The following is a 15,078-nucleotide window of genomic DNA, read 5'->3' as shown; positions in this document are numbered from 1 at the left end:
TAGGAGACGTATGAATAGTCTGAAATACCGAGCGTATCAGCCACTCAGCATGGTGTTAAAGTGCGTGATGCTGAGCTTTTTCCTTGGATTGGCCCAGAATAGTTTTGCATTGTTCCCCCAGCAAGACGCCGACGGGCGGACTCTGCCTAGTTTGGCGCCCATGCTGAAGACGGTTAATCCGGCTGTGGTGAATATATCAACCTATACTACCCGCAGTGTTCAGCAAAACCCGCTACTAAACGATCCCTTTTTTCGCCGCTTTTTTAACGTTCCTGATCAGCAGATGCGCCCGCAACAGCAGCGTCGCACGCAAAGTGCTGGCTCCGGCGTAATTATTGATGCTAAAGCTGGCACAGTGCTCACCAATCACCATGTTATTAACGGGGCTGATGAAATTACTGTTGCCTTGGAAGATGGGCGTAGTTATACCGCCACGTTAATTGGCTCTGATCCAGATGTAGATATCGCCGTGCTTAAAATCGACGCCAAGGATTTACATAGTGTAAAGCTAGCGAATTCTGAAAATTTAGAAGTCGGCGATTATGTGGTGGCAATCGGTAATCCCTTTGGTCTGGGGCAGACGGTGACTACCGGTATTGTTAGTGCGTTAGGTCGAACCGGTTTGGGGATTGAGGGCTACGAGAATTTTATTCAAACTGACGCCTCAATCAACCCGGGTAACTCAGGTGGTGCGCTCGTCAATTTACATGGTGAACTCGTTGGGGTGAATACTGCAATATTGGCGCCGGCCGGGGGTAATGTAGGTATAGGCTTTGCTATTCCAATCAATATGGCAAAGGTCAGCATTGATCAAATTTTGGAGCACGGGGAGGTGAAGCGTGGTCAGCTTGGGGTCGTGATTCAAGATCTAAGCCCTGAGTTGGCAGACGCGTTTAAACTGCCTAAGCATCAGCGCGGAGCGGTCATTGCCGAAGTGCAGGATAAATCCGCCGCCGCCGACGCGGATATTAAGCCTGGTGATTTGGTTGTCGCGATAGATGGTAAAGACGTCCATAGTTCAGCGCAATTGCGTAATGCGGTTGGTTTGCGCCGCGTTGGTGATAAAGTCGCGGTGACTGTAGTGCGTGATGGCAAAACTAAAGTCTTGCATGCGCGTTTGCGAGAGGCCTCCACATTAAAAACGGCTGTAAATCTACCTGACAATGACGTTAGTGATTTACTGAAGGGGCTTGTTCTGCGCGACTCGTCTGACGGTCGTGGCGTGCTGGTGGCGGAAGTCAAGCAAAATGCAGAAGCGTCGAGTAATTTACAGGCCGGGGATGTGATCGTGTCGGCCAATCAGCGCCGGGTGCGTGATGTTAAAGAATTGAGTGAGGTGCTGGCGGCAAGCAATGGTGGATTGTTGCTGCGGGTCTTGCGTGGTCAAATGGCTTTGTGGGTTGTGCTGCAGCCCTAATTTTTTTACGTGTAGTGCTGAAAGTGGACGGTAATATGAAAAATAGCCTAATTGTAATATTGGCATTACTGGTGTCAGCTTGCGCTGGTATTCCGGCCAACTCAGACTATGCGGCCGATTATGATTTTAAGGGGGTAACAACCTTTGCTTGGCTGCCGCAGCCAGGCATTGATGGTGCCGGCATCGCACCGGATTTGGATAATGATTTGGTGCGTCAACGAGTAGTTGACGCAGTAGACAGTCAGTTAGCCGCAAAAGGTATTAGCAAGGCGCTTGATGGCATTCCCGCATCGGTATTAGTGACTTACCATTTAGGAAAGGAGGAGAAAGTGAATGTAAGTAGCTTTGGCTCTTGGTATACCTACTTTGGTTATTATCCTTGCTACTACTGCGGTTATCGCCCCGGGTATCGCTCTAGTTTTGGTCACGGACATTTTGGCCAAGGGGGCTTCTTTGATGATGAGATTTCAGTGCGTCGATATGAGGAGAGCAGTCTGATTATTGACATCATTGATGCAGAGAGTAAAAAGCTGGTTTGGCGTGGCACAAGCAAGCGCCGGATGCCAAATATGGAGACGCCTCAGGAGCGACGTCAATACATACAAGAAAGTGTGGCGGCGGTATTACTTAATTTTCCTCCAGGTGCAGACCTAGCACCTTGATAAATGGAGAATATTGAGGAATATTGGTTCGGGCGGCTTGCATGTCAAGGGGCTTTCGTTGACAATAGCGCCCGCGTTGAGGCCTAGCCAAAAACGTGTTTTCTGCGGTAGTCCTTCCGGTCCCCCCGCAACGAGAGATAGCGAACTCCGCCAGGCCTGGAAGGGAGCAACGGTAGTTATCATATCGTGTGCCGGGGTGTGGCTGGTTGGACTGCCACCAGAACGTTAAACTCCCTCCTTTGTATTAATTTCCGTTCGCTTTCATTGGTTTATGTCCTTGCAGCGCTGGTGTATCCTTGCCGCTTCCACGTTAGGAATTATTCAATGAGCTATCAGGTGTTGGCGCGTAAGTGGCGCCCAAAAACCTTCCGTGAGATGGCAGGCCAAAATCATGTGCTAAAGGCGCTGATAAACGCCCTCGATCACGACCGTCTCCATCACGCCTATTTATTCACGGGTACCCGCGGCGTTGGTAAGACGACCATTGCCCGTATCCTAGCGAAATGCCTAAACTGTGAGGTTGGTGTTAGCTCTGAGCCCTGTGGTCAGTGCCACGCCTGCGTGGCAATAAATGAAGGTCGTTTTGTTGATCTGCTCGAAGTGGATGCGGCGTCTCGTACCAAGGTCGAAGACACCCGCGAAATACTCGACAATGTGCAATACGCGCCGAGTCAAGGCCGCTATAAAGTCTACCTCATAGATGAAGTGCACATGCTCAGTAGCAGCAGCTTTAATGCGCTACTGAAAACATTGGAAGAGCCTCCAGCTCACGTTAAGTTTTTACTGGCGACGACTGACCCGCAAAAATTGCCTGCGACTATTTTGTCGCGTTGCCTGCAATTTAATCTCAAAAATCTAACCGCAGAGCGTATTGTCGACTACCTCAAAACCATTCTTGAAAAAGAAATGGTTCAGTACGAGGAGCCGTCACTTTGGCTGCTGGGTCGCGCAGCGGACGGCAGTATGCGCGATGCCTTAAGTTTGACCGACCAGGCCATCGCGTTTGGGTCGGGAAAACTGGCAGAGGTCGATGTGCGCCAAATGCTGGGGACGATAGACCACGGCTCGGTCTATCGCCTTATTGAGGCATTTGCGGCCAGTGATGGTGCGGCACTTCTGGCGATTGTGGCGGATTTGGCAGAAATGGGTGCTGATTTTGCAGGTGTGGTCAGCGAGCTTTTGGTAGTGCTGCATCGCTTGGCTGTTGCGCAAACCGTGGCAGAGGGCCTAGATAACAGCTTGGGCGATCGTCAGAGGATCATTGATCTCGCTGCCACTGTCACTGCAGAAGACGTGCAGTTTTACTATCAAATGGCATTAGCTGGTCGTCGCGATTTGGGCTTGGCGCCGGATCCTCGCGCCGGTTTGGAAATGCTGTTGTTGCGTATGTTGGCTTTTAAGCCTCAGGGCGTTATTGATGGCCCGCAAAAGACATTGCCCCGCGCTAAGCCAGCGGCGGAGGCCGCTGTTGCGGTAAAAAAGCCCTTAACGAGTAATTTAACAAAAGCTGCGCCCCAGCAGCCAGTTAGCGAGCTAAGCTTGCCGGTTAGGGCCTCTGTAAGTCAGGCGCCGTCAGCATTGCCTATTGAAGAGCTGCCGCCAAGTGAGAGCATGAACACTGCCAGTCGTGGTGATTCGCTACCGCCTTGGGAAGAGCGGCCTGCAGTGGCTAGTGCGCTAGCAACACTTGAGCCGAAACCTGCTCCGGCTGCTATTGCAGTCGAACTTGAGGAGCCCGCGGCGCAATCGGCGCCGTTTCAGGAAGCGGCGGCGGGTGCTGAACCGCTGGTGACGGCTGCCGCGGCGGAAAAAATTAGCTTGGCTGCATTCTCAGAGCAAGTTTGGCGGGAGCAATTTGACCTGTTTAAGCTGCCCGGTATGCTGGGCAGTATTGCTAGCCATTGTCAGATTGTCGATAAAACTGCCAATAGCCTGCACTTTAATATTGATACGGCGAATGCAGCCCTGCTAAATGATCGCCACATTGAGCGCCTTGGCGAAATGCTCTGTGAGTATTTCGGTGTTCCTCTGAAGGTTGCCGTTGCAATTGCGCCGGCTCCGACTGAAACCCCGGCGGCGTATCGACAACGCTGTTTAGATGAACGGCTGCTCATTGCAAAAGAAGCCCTGGTAGCCGATCCAATGGTAAACCGCTTAATAGCTGAGTTTGACGGGGTACTTGATCAAGAATCGGTTCGATTACCCGCTTAAATTGTAAACATTACGTAGAGATATCCAGATGAAGCCTGATTTAAATGAGTTAATGAAAAAAGCGGCTGAAATGCAGGAAAAAATGCAAAAAGCCCAAGAGGAATTAGCCAATGCTGAAGTGCAGGGCGAATCGGGCGCCGGCCTAGTTAAAGTAACCATGACGGGGCGTCACGATGTACGCCGGGTGAGTATTGATCCGAGCTTGATGTCGGAAGATAAAGAAATTCTAGAGGATTTGATTGCGGCTGCCATGAATGATGCCGCACGTAAAATTGAAGCCAGTAGCAAGGATCAGATGGGCGGGATGCTGTCTGGTATGGGTATGCCTGCCGGCTTTAAGATGCCATTTTAACGATGAGTTACAGCCCACTTATAGACGAGTTAATCGATGCCTTGCGTTGCCTTCCCGGCGTCGGCGCGAAATCAGCTCAGCGTATGAGCTTTCAGCTATTAGAGCGCAATCGACCGGGCGCTGCGCGCCTGTCTTCGGCGTTGGCCAAGGCGGTTGAGAAGGTTGGCCACTGTGCCAGTTGTCGTACGTTAACTGAAAATGAGCAGTGTTTTATTTGCGCCGATAGCCGCCGCGACAATCAAACCATTTGTGTTGTTGAATCGCCCGCCGATGTTGTCGCTTTTGAGCAGAGTGGCGATTACAAGGGCCTTTATTTTGTATTGATGGGGCATTTATCCCCCATAGATGGCATTGGTCCCGCTGAAATTGGGATCGATCATCTATTGGCGCGCGCAGCCGAATTGGCGGTGAGTGAATTGATTTTGGCAACTAACCCCACCGTCGAAGGTGAAGCGACTGCGTACTATATTACCGAGCAAATGCGCAGCCGCGGTATTGCCGTAAGCAGAATTGCGCACGGCGTGCCATTGGGTGGTGAACTTGAGTACGTAGACAGCGGTACCCTCGCACACGCATTAAAAGGACGACGACGCATTGATTGATCCCTTGGAATCTTGTCGCTATATAGATAGCGACAGCGCTTTAAATGAGTGTTGCGCAATCTGGGCGCAGGCCGAATTTTTGGCTATTGATACCGAATTTATCCGCACTGACACCTTTTACCCAATCGCGGGCCTATTGCAGGTTGGGGCTGCCGGTTTGTTGTACTTAATCGACCCCCTAAATATTAGCGATTGGTCGGTGTTTACTGATTTGCTGCGACGTCAGGATATCCCCAAGGTCATTCACTCCTGCAGCGAAGACTTAGAAGTTTTTCAAGTACTGTTTCAGTGTGTACCTCAGCCGTTATTAGACACTCAGATCGGCGCCGCACTGGCTGGATTGGGTTTTGGCCTGAGTTATCAAAAGCTGATCATGGAATGTTTGGGTATTCATGTCGAGAAGGGTGAGACTCGCTCAGATTGGCTACGTAGGCCCTTGAGCGAGAGCCAGTGCACCTACGCAGCGTTAGATGTCTTGTATTTGCAAAAAGTCTATCCACTGCTACGGCAACGCTTAGAAGCGAAAGGTGCCCTTGACTGGTGGTTGGAAGATTGTGCTGCAATCACCGCGCAAGCTGAAAGCCCGACGTCCCCTCAAGACTATTATCAGCGCATAAAGTCCTTATGGAAGCTCAGTCAGCGTCAGCAATATACGCTGCAACAGCTTTGTGCATGGCGTGAGACTGAGGCTAAAGAGCGCAATATTCCTCGGGGGCGGGTCATCAAAGATCCTGTGTGCTTTGAAATTGCTCGGCACATGCCTGGCGATTTAAGCCAGTTAGGCCGAGTTAAAGATTTATCGCCAGGCAGTGTGCGTCGTTACGGCGAGCTTATATTGCAAATAGTGAGTGATGCTCGCGCGGCGCCAGACGCCGATTTGCCTGTGGCTGCGCCAAAGCCGCTGACGCCGGCGCAAACCCAACTCCTGAAGCAGATGAAAGTGTTGGGGGAGGCCGCCGCAGTAGCCGCGAATATAGCGCCAGAAGTGTTGTTGAAAAAACGCGATTTAGAAGAATTGATTCGCAGTGGTGCCTTGCCAGTCGCGTTGTGCGGCTGGCGCGCACCACTCGTTGGTGAAGGGCTGCTGCGCATGAGTGAGAATAAATGATAAAACGGATATGTGCGGTTTACCGCAGCCCATGTACCGAGGGCATGTATTTATATGTGGATCATCAGGAAGATTTGGCCAAGGTGCCGGAGGGCTTATTGGCCCGATTCGGCAAGCCGGTGCGAGCCATGACGCTTGTCCTTACTGCTGAGCGCAAATTGTCACGCGCCGATGTGGCCAAAGTTATGCAGGAAATTGCTGATAACGGATTTTACCTGCAATTACCTCCCCAGCCAGAGCGCCTAAACCCCATGGTAGGGCCGGAACGCGATGGCTGATATTGTCAGAGCACCTTTTTGGGAAGTGAAGTCGCTTGCCGAAATGACTACCCAAGAGTGGGAGCTGCTTTGCGACGGCTGCGGGAAGTGCTGTCTACAAAAATTAGAAGATGAGGACAGCGGGGAGGTGTTTTACACCGACGTTGCATGCCGCTTACTGGATACAACAAGCTGTCGTTGCAGTGACTATACTCATCGTCAGAAGCGGGTGCCGGATTGCCTGCAGCTTAAGCTTGAGGATGTTAGCGAGTTCCATTGGTTACCTAGAACCTGCGCGTATCGGGTATTAAGTGAGGGTGGCCGTCTGGCACCTTGGCATCCGCTGCTCTCAGATAGCGACGATACAGTACATCGCGCGAAAATCTCAGTGCGAGGCCGTTGTGTCAATGAGTTGGCTGTGGTGGATGATGAGCTAGAAGATCATATAATTCAGTGGGTTAATTAAGGTGAGACATGATTAATTTAGATGATTACCGCTTGGCATGGCAGGTTTACCTTGGTGTCGGGGTGCTGGCGATGCTGATATGGTTCTTGCTTTTGCGTAAGATACCCTCGGTTTTTGTTAGGTATTGGCTGCTGTTTGCTGCCTTGGCTTTCTTGTTTGTGCCTGGCCGTCATCCGGCAGCGCCGCAACTGTGGGTGCCTGGTAGCGCTTCAGCAGTATTAAGTTTGGTAACAGAAGGCATAGAAACGGCACTGCCAACACTTATAATCTTGGCGGCGGGGCAAATTTTGGCGCTGATATTGGCCTTGGCAGCGATGGTATGGCTTTCCGGTGATAAAAAGGCATCGACGCCCAGTAAATCTTCAACTAAACGTGCAAAAACACCAGCAAACACCGAGCGCCGGGAACCGTCTTTATAGTTTTTAGGACCATTTCCTTATTAAATGGCGACGGTCTGCGGCACTCGGATTCCATCTTGAAATTTATTCGCTATACTTTGCAATGGATTCCAAGCTCACGCTTGGTCAATATAATTAAATAGCCCGCTCTGCTTTCAAGCGGTTTTAAGGGAACTGTAGGTAAGCTAATGGATTTGAAGCTCGTCAGCTTGGATGGCAATGAAGCCTACGCCATTGTCACCGGTACAGTCATTATCGGTCGCGATAGCGGCTGCGATATTGCGATCAGCAAAGGTTTACTGTCTAGGCAACACGCCAAGCTAAGCTATGCGAGTGGGCAGTGGGTGCTCGAGGACCTAGGGTCCACGAACGGAACCTGTATCAATAATCGACTTCTTAAAAGGCCGGAGCAGGTTAAGGCCGGCGATGTTATTACCTTTGGGGAAGCGGCGTACTACCTTAAAAGCACTGAGGACGAAGAGCGTACGATAGTTGCGTCGCGTCTACCCCAGAAAGATACTTTTAGCGGTGGTTCGATCGTGATAGATGATGAACCAGACAGTGAGTTAACGACATTTCAACAGTCTTACCAGCTGCCTCCTGGTTGGACGGACACGGCAATCCGCAGTACAAACTACTCTAAAGAATTAATAGATCAGCGCATTAATCGTGCGATTAACTCTAAGCAAATGAGTACTGAGGTCGCCTTGGTGTTTTTCTTTGCGGATGGCCGGAGTTTGGTATACGGTGTCTCGGCTAAGAACGCAGATACTTTTTGGACGATCGGGCGTCAGGAGAATTTAAAAATTCGGATTGATGATCCCAGTGTATCGATGTTGCACGCGAAGTTGATTCATAAAAATGGCAGTTGGTGGCTAGAGGATATCGGTGCCACTAATGGGATTAGAATTAACGGCGAGGCCAGCCATAGGATAGCATTGCAAGATGGCAGCTTACTTAGTCTAGGACGAATTGACATGGTATTTCGTCAATTAAAATAGCGGTATTTTTTGTCGATGTGATCGCTTTGCGGCACATCGACTCATCAGGGACTCGATGATAGGGGCATATTACGATGAATACGCAATTTGGGTTGAGGAAAATCATCGCTGCTGGATGTTTCGCCGCATTAGCGTCCTGTGCTGCAACGAATGACAGCGACATCACTGAATCTACAGCGAGTACCGAAGAGCTAATAGCGGGCCTGCAAATCGTCGACTGTTTACTGCCAGGGCAAATGCGTAAACTCGGCAATATGACGTATTTATCCCCGCGTAGACCGATAAAAACCACTGCAGCGGATTGCAATATTCGCGGCGGTGAATATGTCGCATTTGACCGTGCGGACTATAAAACGGCGTTAAAGATATGGCTACCGGCCGCGGAAGCGGGCGATGCCGACGCGCAGCTGGCTGTCGGCGAAATTTTTGAAAAAGGTCTTGGTACGGAACCGAATTACGAAGCCGCAGTACTTTGGTATCAGAAAGCCGCCGACCAAGGTAATAAGAGTGCGCAATTTAATTTGGGTACCCTGTATGAACAGGGCTTGGGGGTTGAGAAAAATAAACTGCAAGCTCTCAATCTATATCGTGAAGCCTGGGGGTTACCGAGCGACAGCGTGATTTTCCAAGAGGCAGCTCAGGCGGAGCAAGCGGCCTTGCGCAGTGAGCTTGAAAAGAAACTGGCGACCAAAAATGACCAGCTCGCATTAATGCAACGCCAAGTTAATGGCTTAAAAAAACAATTAGAGAATAATAAAGACTCGCTAAATTCGACGGCAAATGGCGCAACAGAGTTAGTCACGATGACGAAACTTTTGGCGTCTTTGCAAGATGATCGCGCCAGTGTTGAGCGTCAGCTATCCACTATTCCACGTTTGCGTACGCCTACTGCGACACTGGCAACGGCTGACGTGCAAAACGATGTGGCGAGCAAAGTTAAAGTTGCTGATATGGACTTTGGCCGGTATTACGCCTTGGTTATTGGTAACCGGAATTACGCGCAAATTGAAAGCCTACAAACCCCAATAAACGACGCCCGCGAAATTGGTGAAATATTAGAGAAACAATACGGTTTCCAGGTACAGCTGTTGCTCGACAGTGATCGTTTAACGGTGATGAAAGCGATCAATGAATTACACAATGTATTGACTGAAAAAGATAATTTACTGATCTATTATGCAGGTCACGGTTCGATGATTAATGTTGGTGAACGTGATACTGGTTATTGGCTGCCAATAAATGCAGATCCACCGCCTAATGATGCCTCTTGGGTATCTAATGAATTTATCAGTAATCATTTAGGTCGTATTGAAGCAAAACGCGTTTTGGTAATTGCAGATTCTTGTTACGGTGGCTTGCTCTCATCGGCACCGGGGCACCTGTTTTTTGGTCAAAATTCAACGACGTCAAGTAATGAATATATAAAATATAAATTGCCGCGTCGCTCGCGCTTATTGCTTTCATCGGGCGGCGATAAACCGGTAATTGATGATGGCGGAAGCAATCATTCAGTATTTGCTCAAGAATTAATCGAAGCCTTGCGCAGTAACACGGGTGTGCTTTCAGCGCCTGACTTGTACGCAAGTATCCGCGGGCCAGTGAAAGCCCGCGCAGCGGGTAATAAATTTATCCAAGAACCTGTTTATAAAAGTATAAAAGGGGCAGGGCATGAAGTGGGCGACTTTTTCTTTGTACCAAAAACCCTTACGCAATAATGCGATCTGCGCTGCTTAGGTAGATCCTAGCGAGTAGGTGTTCAACGATTGGCTATTGATATAGAAAACAGGGAGATTCAACGGTGGCAAAATTAATGCTAAAAAAGGGAGTGCTGTTTGGGATATTTGCCTCGACATTCGCCGTGCTACCAGCGCAAGCTGCTGAAAATTGCAGTGATCAGCAAACTATCTACCCAGACTATCCAAATCAAGAGTACCCTGAAACTACCGGTGGCACCGGAACCGCTGGCCAGTCAGTCTCTTCTGCGAACGAATTCAGTGAGAGTGAATCCGCGTCTCATGACTCCTGCGGCGCTACGGTTACAGAGGGTAGCGGCAAGCAGACACAAGACGTGGCGATGACCATTGGCCAAAAAATTAATACTTTTAGGTGGCGTTCTCGTGGCGTGGATGGGAAAGGTAACATCCAGAAAACCGCTTTTTATTTTGGTGGTTTAGGTGGCGCGGCAGGTGCAGACAGCGACGACAATGCGCTGCTTGATGGCAGCCGACTTTCCTTCTTTAGCTTTGTTGATCACACCAAGCGGGACCGTGAGGCCACGGCCAGCAGTAGTGGCTATGATCAAGAAAGTGATTCACTAACCCTTGGTTTTGATTACCGGCTTGATAACACAAGTTTTGCCGGACTTTCTATCAGTGCAAGTGACGGAGACAGTGAGCTCGACAGTCAGCTGGGGGGAAGTGAGGTGTCATCAAGCATGCTGGGCGCGCACGGGGCTAAATACTGGGATACCCATTTTATTTCGGCCTTCTTTGCTTACGGTTCCATAGATATTGATATTAACCGCCTTACCGTTGGCGATGCATTTTCAGCCTCTACTGACGGCGATTACTGGTATGGTGACCTAACCTTTGGAGCAGAATATAGCTACGGGTCACTGCGCCTGAGTCCGAGTATGCGCGCTTTGTTTATGAGTGGAAAAATAGATGGCTATACCGAGCGCTCAGCCTCAGGCGGCGGTGCGGTGCGGAGTATTAATACTCAAGATATTGATTCAAATATACTAAGTTTAGCGCTGCAAGCTGATTACTCCCTGTTGCAGTCATGGGGCGTACTATTGCCCTCCATGCGAGCCGAATTCATTTTTGATCAAGGCAATGCCTATAAAACCAATGGCCAAACCTTGAATGATTCAGACAAGAGTGTTCTGGGTAGTATATCGGATCAGTCAGACGAACCTGATTCAAGTACGCTCGCCATTTCTTGGGGAGTGTCTGCACAGTTTAAGCGTGGTCTGGCCACCTATTTTGCTTATGAACGTCTGTTCTTGCATGACTATTTGAATAAATACACGATGACTTTAGGCTTTCGCTATGAGTTGCCCTGAGAAAGTCGAAACTAGACAACTATTCGTTTCTAAATGAGATTGGTTTTCCGGTCTAGATTTTTCATAATATGCTTTCAAATTGTTATTCTCGTATCATGTTCTAGCCCTGCTTACCGTGTCGATAGCAAGGCAGCTGCCTACAACATGAACAAACAATTGGTCGATGGCGTAGGCTACCAGCATGTTGTGTATCGCAAGTTACATCGGCAATCCCAATCCCTACATATATATATCGACGGTGACGGTAGCCCTTGGTTACATGGCCGATATATTGCGAAGGATCCAAGCCCCAAAAATCCGCTCGCTTTAGATCTAGCGAATCTTGATACTCATGCTGATGTCGTCTATCTCGGGCGACCGTGTTACCTAGGTCTAAACGAAGCACCTTTGTGTGATGAATCCTTGTGGACCTCTGCGCGATACAGTGCAGCGGTGGTTCGCAGTATGGCCAATGCTGCACAAACGATCATTAGCGAGCAGGGTGCCACGTGGGTAAGCTTAATTGGGTATAGTGGTGGTGGCAGTTTGGCGATGCTTATGCTTGAATATATGGAATCAGTGGATGAACTTATTACGGTTGCTGCTAATTTAGATATTGACCGCTGGACAGCCCATCATGGTTATTTACCACTGCATCGATCGCTGAACCCGATGACCGCGCGTTATCCAAGCCATATCCGGTATCGGCATTTTGCTGGGGCTGATGATAAGAATATACCTTTAGCGCAAACCCGCTTATTTGTGGCGAAACACGGTGGTGAGTTGACAGTCATTCCTGATTTTACGCATAGCTGTTGTTGGGCTGAGAGTTGGCCAGCATTAATACAGTAGCTGCCAGTAACTGCGATCACATACACATATTTCCGTCGTGCGTGGGCTTGCCGGGGTAGAGGATAAAAATGAGCGATACAGACAAGACCCGTGTCAGCAAACAAACTCTTGGTGCGGGTGATAGTGAAGACGCAACGCTTATTGATATTGACTCAGAGTTAACTGTAGCTATGTCGCCGCAAGCTGAATCTGTCGATCCAACTGAACTTGAAAATGATAAAACCGTGGCAGTTGGCGACCATACTCAAGTGAGCGTTTCGAGCGATATTACAGAAGCGGTCAGTGGTGTCGTTGATGACTCAGATTTCTTCATCAGTGACGATAGTCCCGACGTTAGTGCTACTAGCTTAGATGTTGGGAGTGTGCTCAAAGAGCGTTTTTATTTAGAGAAAAAACTTGGTGAAGGCGGCATGGGGGCAGTGTTTCTCGCCGTCGATCAGCGGAAGTTAGAGGCTAAGCATAAAGACCCCTACGTCGCCATTAAGTTAATCACTGGTGATTTTTCCCAAGACCCGATGGCGTATATTTCCCTGCAGCGGGAAACCGATAAGTCACAAAAGCTAGCACATCCCAATATTATTACCGTTTACGATTTTGATCGTGACGGCGATGTTTTTTTTATGACCATGGAGGCGCTTAAAGGGCGTACTCTCGATCAAATAATCAAAGACAGAGAACATTGTCGCGACCACGCGGGCGAGTATATCGCCGCCATCGCGCAAGGTATCGCCTATGCACATAAACGCAATATTCTGCATTCAGATCTGAAGCCAGCAAATATTTTTGTCACCGATGAAGGTGTTGTGAAAGTCTTGGATTTTGGCATTGCTCGGGCGTTATATGGCTCCGGAGACGATATTGGCGAAGTTGTTGGCCTGACGCCGGGTTACGCTAGTTGCGAGATGATTGCTGCTGCGCCCCCGCATACCTCTGATGATGTCTACGCTATCGGTATCATTGCCTACCAGTTGTATACCGGCGAACATCCGTTTGCTAAAAAGAAGGCAACGATCGCGCGGGATGAAGGCTTGCGGGCTAAACGCATTAAAGGTATTCCGAACTACCAGTGGCAGGCAATTAATAGCGCGTTGGCATTTAATCGCGATGAGCGTTGCCATGACGCTGGGCAATTCTATCGCAAGTTCACTGGGGCCGGTCGAGGTATTCGCCAACTTAGCCTCGCCTTATTTGCATTGCTGCTGGGTTTTGCTGCGTATGTAGCACTATATGAGCCTGAATTGGGGCCTGAAATTCCTTTTGAAGAACTGCCAGTTGCTGTTCAGCAGCAATTTAGCGCGCACCTGGCCGAAGCGGATTTAGCCCTGAAATTTAATGACGTAAACGGTGCTTTGTTCTATTTAGATCGAGCGTATGTGCTGCACCCCCGTAACCCGGAGGTTATGGATAAGCTTGAGGAGTTAGTTGCCAATATGACTGCTGCTATTCGAGCCGCGCAAGTCGAGCCTGCGCAGCGCGTTCAGCAAGTGGATGAACTCTTGAAGTATGAGTCTCTAGTGCAAAATCCGACGCTGCTCAATTTGAAAAAATCGCTGTCGACTAGCCCTCAATCTCCGTAAATGCGCCTGCAAATAACGCCGAGCTAAGATAACGTTCGGCGGAATCTGGCAGTATTGCAACGATGGTTTTGCCTGCGTTCTCCGGTCGATTGGCAACACGTTCGGCCACTGCCATCGCGGCGCCGCTAGAGATGCCGGCCAATATACCTTCTTCCTTCATTAGACGATGGGCCCATAACATGGCTTCGTCATCGTCAATGGTCTCGACATTGTCGACCATGCTTAAGTCGAGATTACCGGGTAGAAAACCCGCGCCAATGCCTTGGATCTTGTGAGGTGCATGCTGGACTTCACCGCCATTGAGCGCGCTGCGAATCAGGTTACTTGAGCTGGGCTCAATGGCAATTGTGATGATGGCTTTGCCACATTGATTCTTAATGTAGCGAGAAATACCAGACAGCGTACCACCGGTTCCGACCCCCGCGACTAAAATGTCGATTTCACCCTGGGTGTCCTGCCAAATTTCAGGGCCAGTGGTCCGCTCGTGAATCGCAGGGTTGGCGGGATTGCTAAATTGCTGCGGCATAAAATAGCGGCTTGGATCACTGGCAACTAAGGCCTCTGCGGCGGCAATAGCGGCCTTCATGCCCTTGCTACCGTCACTGAGAATGAGTTTGGCTCCTAAGGCCAGTAGCACTTTGCGGCGCTCTATGCTCATGGTACTTGGCATTGTTAACGTGATGGGGTAGCCCCGCGCCGCAGCGACGAAGGCGAGTGCGATGCCGGTGTTACCGCTAGTGGGTTCTACAATCTCCATGCCGGCTTTGAGCAAGCCATCTTGCTCGGCTTGCCAGATCATATTGGCGCCGATCCGACATTTAACGCTATTGGCAGGGTTCCGGCTTTCCATTTTAACCAGAATATTGTGCTGGCTAATGCGCTTCACTTTTATTAACGGCGTGTTGCCAATAGTGAGGCTCAGATCATCAAAAGGGGCGGGCATGGGGATTTCCTGTGCAAGGTGTGAATGGTATCTTGGCGTGATTACGGCCGAAATCGACGATCTTGGGCCGATAACAGATTAATATAGCTGGCCTGATTTGTAATTGCCTTATAATGCCAGCTTGGGTAGTCTTCTGCGCAATCATTTTAATTATCGCCTGAACAGTTTAGAGCAGTGCGACAAGTTTTA

15 protein-coding genes and 1 other RNA gene are annotated in these 15,078 nt (G+C 49.6%); 15 read left to right on the top strand and 1 reads right to left on the bottom strand.

Annotation, left to right across the window (positions count from 1 at the left end):
- Nucleotides 1-10 precede the first annotated feature (10 nt).
- From ABD836_RS04380 to ABD836_RS04310, 15 genes are all read left to right on the top strand, one after another.
- Entirely contained in the window at nt 11-1,417 is a 1,407-nt protein-coding gene (locus tag ABD836_RS04380) for a DegQ family serine endoprotease (RefSeq protein WP_344932687.1), read from the top strand.
- Between the two features lie 35 nt (nt 1,418-1,452).
- Nucleotides 1,453-2,079 (top strand): DUF4136 domain-containing protein, encoded by a 627-nt coding sequence (locus ABD836_RS04375; RefSeq protein ID WP_344932685.1) that lies wholly within the window; start codon nt 1,453-1,455, stop codon nt 2,077-2,079.
- A gap of 114 nt (nt 2,080-2,193) precedes the next feature.
- Nucleotides 2,194-2,290: signal recognition particle sRNA small type (gene ffs / locus ABD836_RS04370), an RNA gene on the top strand.
- Nucleotides 2,291-2,403: 113 nt separating this feature from the next.
- On the top strand, nt 2,404-4,290 hold the full coding sequence (gene dnaX, locus ABD836_RS04365; RefSeq protein ID WP_344932682.1) for a DNA polymerase III subunit gamma/tau: 1,887 nt from the start codon (nt 2,404-2,406) through the stop codon (nt 4,288-4,290).
- A gap of 28 nt (nt 4,291-4,318) precedes the next feature.
- Complete coding sequence (locus tag ABD836_RS04360) at nt 4,319-4,642, top strand: YbaB/EbfC family nucleoid-associated protein (RefSeq protein ID WP_344932680.1); 324 nt, start codon at nt 4,319-4,321, stop codon at nt 4,640-4,642.
- 2 nt (nt 4,643-4,644) lie between these two features.
- The gene (gene recR, locus ABD836_RS04355; RefSeq protein ID WP_344932678.1) at nt 4,645-5,244 is read left to right on the top strand and encodes a recombination mediator RecR; all 600 of its coding nucleotides are present in this window, start codon (nt 4,645-4,647) and stop codon (nt 5,242-5,244) included.
- The gene (gene rnd, locus ABD836_RS04350; RefSeq protein ID WP_344932677.1) at nt 5,237-6,352 is read left to right on the top strand and encodes a ribonuclease D; all 1,116 of its coding nucleotides are present in this window, start codon (nt 5,237-5,239) and stop codon (nt 6,350-6,352) included. The genes recR and rnd overlap by 8 nt, the downstream gene beginning before the upstream one ends.
- Nucleotides 6,349-6,630, top strand: coding sequence for a YcgL domain-containing protein (locus ABD836_RS04345; RefSeq protein ID WP_344932675.1), 282 nt, complete (start codon nt 6,349-6,351; stop codon nt 6,628-6,630). Before rnd ends, ABD836_RS04345 begins: the two co-directional genes overlap by 4 nt.
- Nucleotides 6,623-7,075: a YcgN family cysteine cluster protein gene (locus tag ABD836_RS04340; RefSeq protein ID WP_344932673.1), complete on the top strand. Its 453-nt coding sequence runs from the start codon at nt 6,623-6,625 to the stop codon at nt 7,073-7,075. Before ABD836_RS04345 ends, ABD836_RS04340 begins: the two co-directional genes overlap by 8 nt.
- A gap of 8 nt (nt 7,076-7,083) precedes the next feature.
- Nucleotides 7,084-7,494, top strand: coding sequence for a hypothetical protein (locus ABD836_RS04335; RefSeq protein ID WP_344932671.1), 411 nt, complete (start codon nt 7,084-7,086; stop codon nt 7,492-7,494).
- Nucleotides 7,495-7,661: 167 nt separating this feature from the next.
- A complete protein-coding gene (locus tag ABD836_RS04330) occupies nt 7,662-8,474 on the top strand; it encodes an FHA domain-containing protein (RefSeq protein WP_344932669.1) in 813 nt (270 codons plus the stop codon).
- Nucleotides 8,475-8,548: 74 nt separating this feature from the next.
- Entirely contained in the window at nt 8,549-10,189 is a 1,641-nt protein-coding gene (locus ABD836_RS04325; protein ID WP_344932667.1) for a caspase family protein, read from the top strand.
- A 95-nt stretch (nt 10,190-10,284) separates the two neighbouring features.
- Entirely contained in the window at nt 10,285-11,538 is a 1,254-nt protein-coding gene (locus ABD836_RS04320; RefSeq protein ID WP_344932665.1) for an autotransporter outer membrane beta-barrel domain-containing protein, read from the top strand.
- Between the two features lie 144 nt (nt 11,539-11,682).
- A complete protein-coding gene (locus ABD836_RS04315) occupies nt 11,683-12,369 on the top strand; it encodes a hypothetical protein (RefSeq protein WP_344932663.1) in 687 nt (228 codons plus the stop codon).
- A 68-nt stretch (nt 12,370-12,437) separates the two neighbouring features.
- A complete protein-coding gene (locus ABD836_RS04310; RefSeq protein WP_344932661.1) occupies nt 12,438-13,946 on the top strand; it encodes a serine/threonine-protein kinase in 1,509 nt (502 codons plus the stop codon).
- Here ABD836_RS04310 and cysK read toward each other — a convergent pair.
- On the bottom strand, nt 13,927-14,889 hold the full coding sequence (gene cysK / locus ABD836_RS04305) for a cysteine synthase A (RefSeq protein ID WP_344932658.1): 963 nt from the start codon (nt 14,887-14,889) through the stop codon (nt 13,927-13,929). The genes ABD836_RS04310 and cysK overlap by 20 nt on opposite strands.
- Nucleotides 14,890-15,078: the final 189 nt, after the last annotated feature.

Source organism: Zhongshania borealis (assembly GCF_039539625.1).
Classification (GTDB): Bacteria; Pseudomonadota; Gammaproteobacteria; order Pseudomonadales; family Spongiibacteraceae; genus Spongiibacter; species Spongiibacter borealis.
Note: the sequence above shows the minus strand (reverse complement) of the source record. Positions and strands in the feature narration are given on the sequence as shown.

Excerpts from the sequence above, each read along its gene's own strand:
- ABD836_RS04330 (WP_344932669.1), top strand. The coding sequence starts at position 7,662 with ATGGATTTGAAGCTCGTCAGCTTGGATGGCAATGAAGCCTACGCCATT.
- ABD836_RS04380 (WP_344932687.1), top strand. The coding sequence starts at position 11 with ATGAATAGTCTGAAATACCGAGCGTATCAGCCACTCAGCATGGTGTTA.
- ABD836_RS04340 (WP_344932673.1), top strand. The coding sequence starts at position 6,623 with ATGGCTGATATTGTCAGAGCACCTTTTTGGGAAGTGAAGTCGCTTGCC.
- ABD836_RS04375 (WP_344932685.1), top strand. The coding sequence starts at position 1,453 with ATGAAAAATAGCCTAATTGTAATATTGGCATTACTGGTGTCAGCTTGC.
- ABD836_RS04315 (WP_344932663.1), top strand. The coding sequence starts at position 11,683 with ATGAACAAACAATTGGTCGATGGCGTAGGCTACCAGCATGTTGTGTAT.
- ABD836_RS04345 (WP_344932675.1), top strand. The coding sequence starts at position 6,349 with ATGATAAAACGGATATGTGCGGTTTACCGCAGCCCATGTACCGAGGGC.
- ABD836_RS04320 (WP_344932665.1), top strand. The coding sequence starts at position 10,285 with ATGCTAAAAAAGGGAGTGCTGTTTGGGATATTTGCCTCGACATTCGCC.
- ABD836_RS04325 (WP_344932667.1), top strand. The coding sequence starts at position 8,549 with ATGAATACGCAATTTGGGTTGAGGAAAATCATCGCTGCTGGATGTTTC.
- ABD836_RS04360 (WP_344932680.1), top strand. The coding sequence starts at position 4,319 with ATGAAGCCTGATTTAAATGAGTTAATGAAAAAAGCGGCTGAAATGCAG.
- ABD836_RS04310 (WP_344932661.1), top strand. The coding sequence starts at position 12,438 with ATGAGCGATACAGACAAGACCCGTGTCAGCAAACAAACTCTTGGTGCG.
- cysK (WP_344932658.1), bottom strand. The coding sequence starts at position 14,889 with ATGCCCGCCCCTTTTGATGATCTGAGCCTCACTATTGGCAACACGCCG.
- recR (WP_344932678.1), top strand. The coding sequence starts at position 4,645 with ATGAGTTACAGCCCACTTATAGACGAGTTAATCGATGCCTTGCGTTGC.
- ABD836_RS04335 (WP_344932671.1), top strand. The coding sequence starts at position 7,084 with ATGATTAATTTAGATGATTACCGCTTGGCATGGCAGGTTTACCTTGGT.
- dnaX (WP_344932682.1), top strand. The coding sequence starts at position 2,404 with ATGAGCTATCAGGTGTTGGCGCGTAAGTGGCGCCCAAAAACCTTCCGT.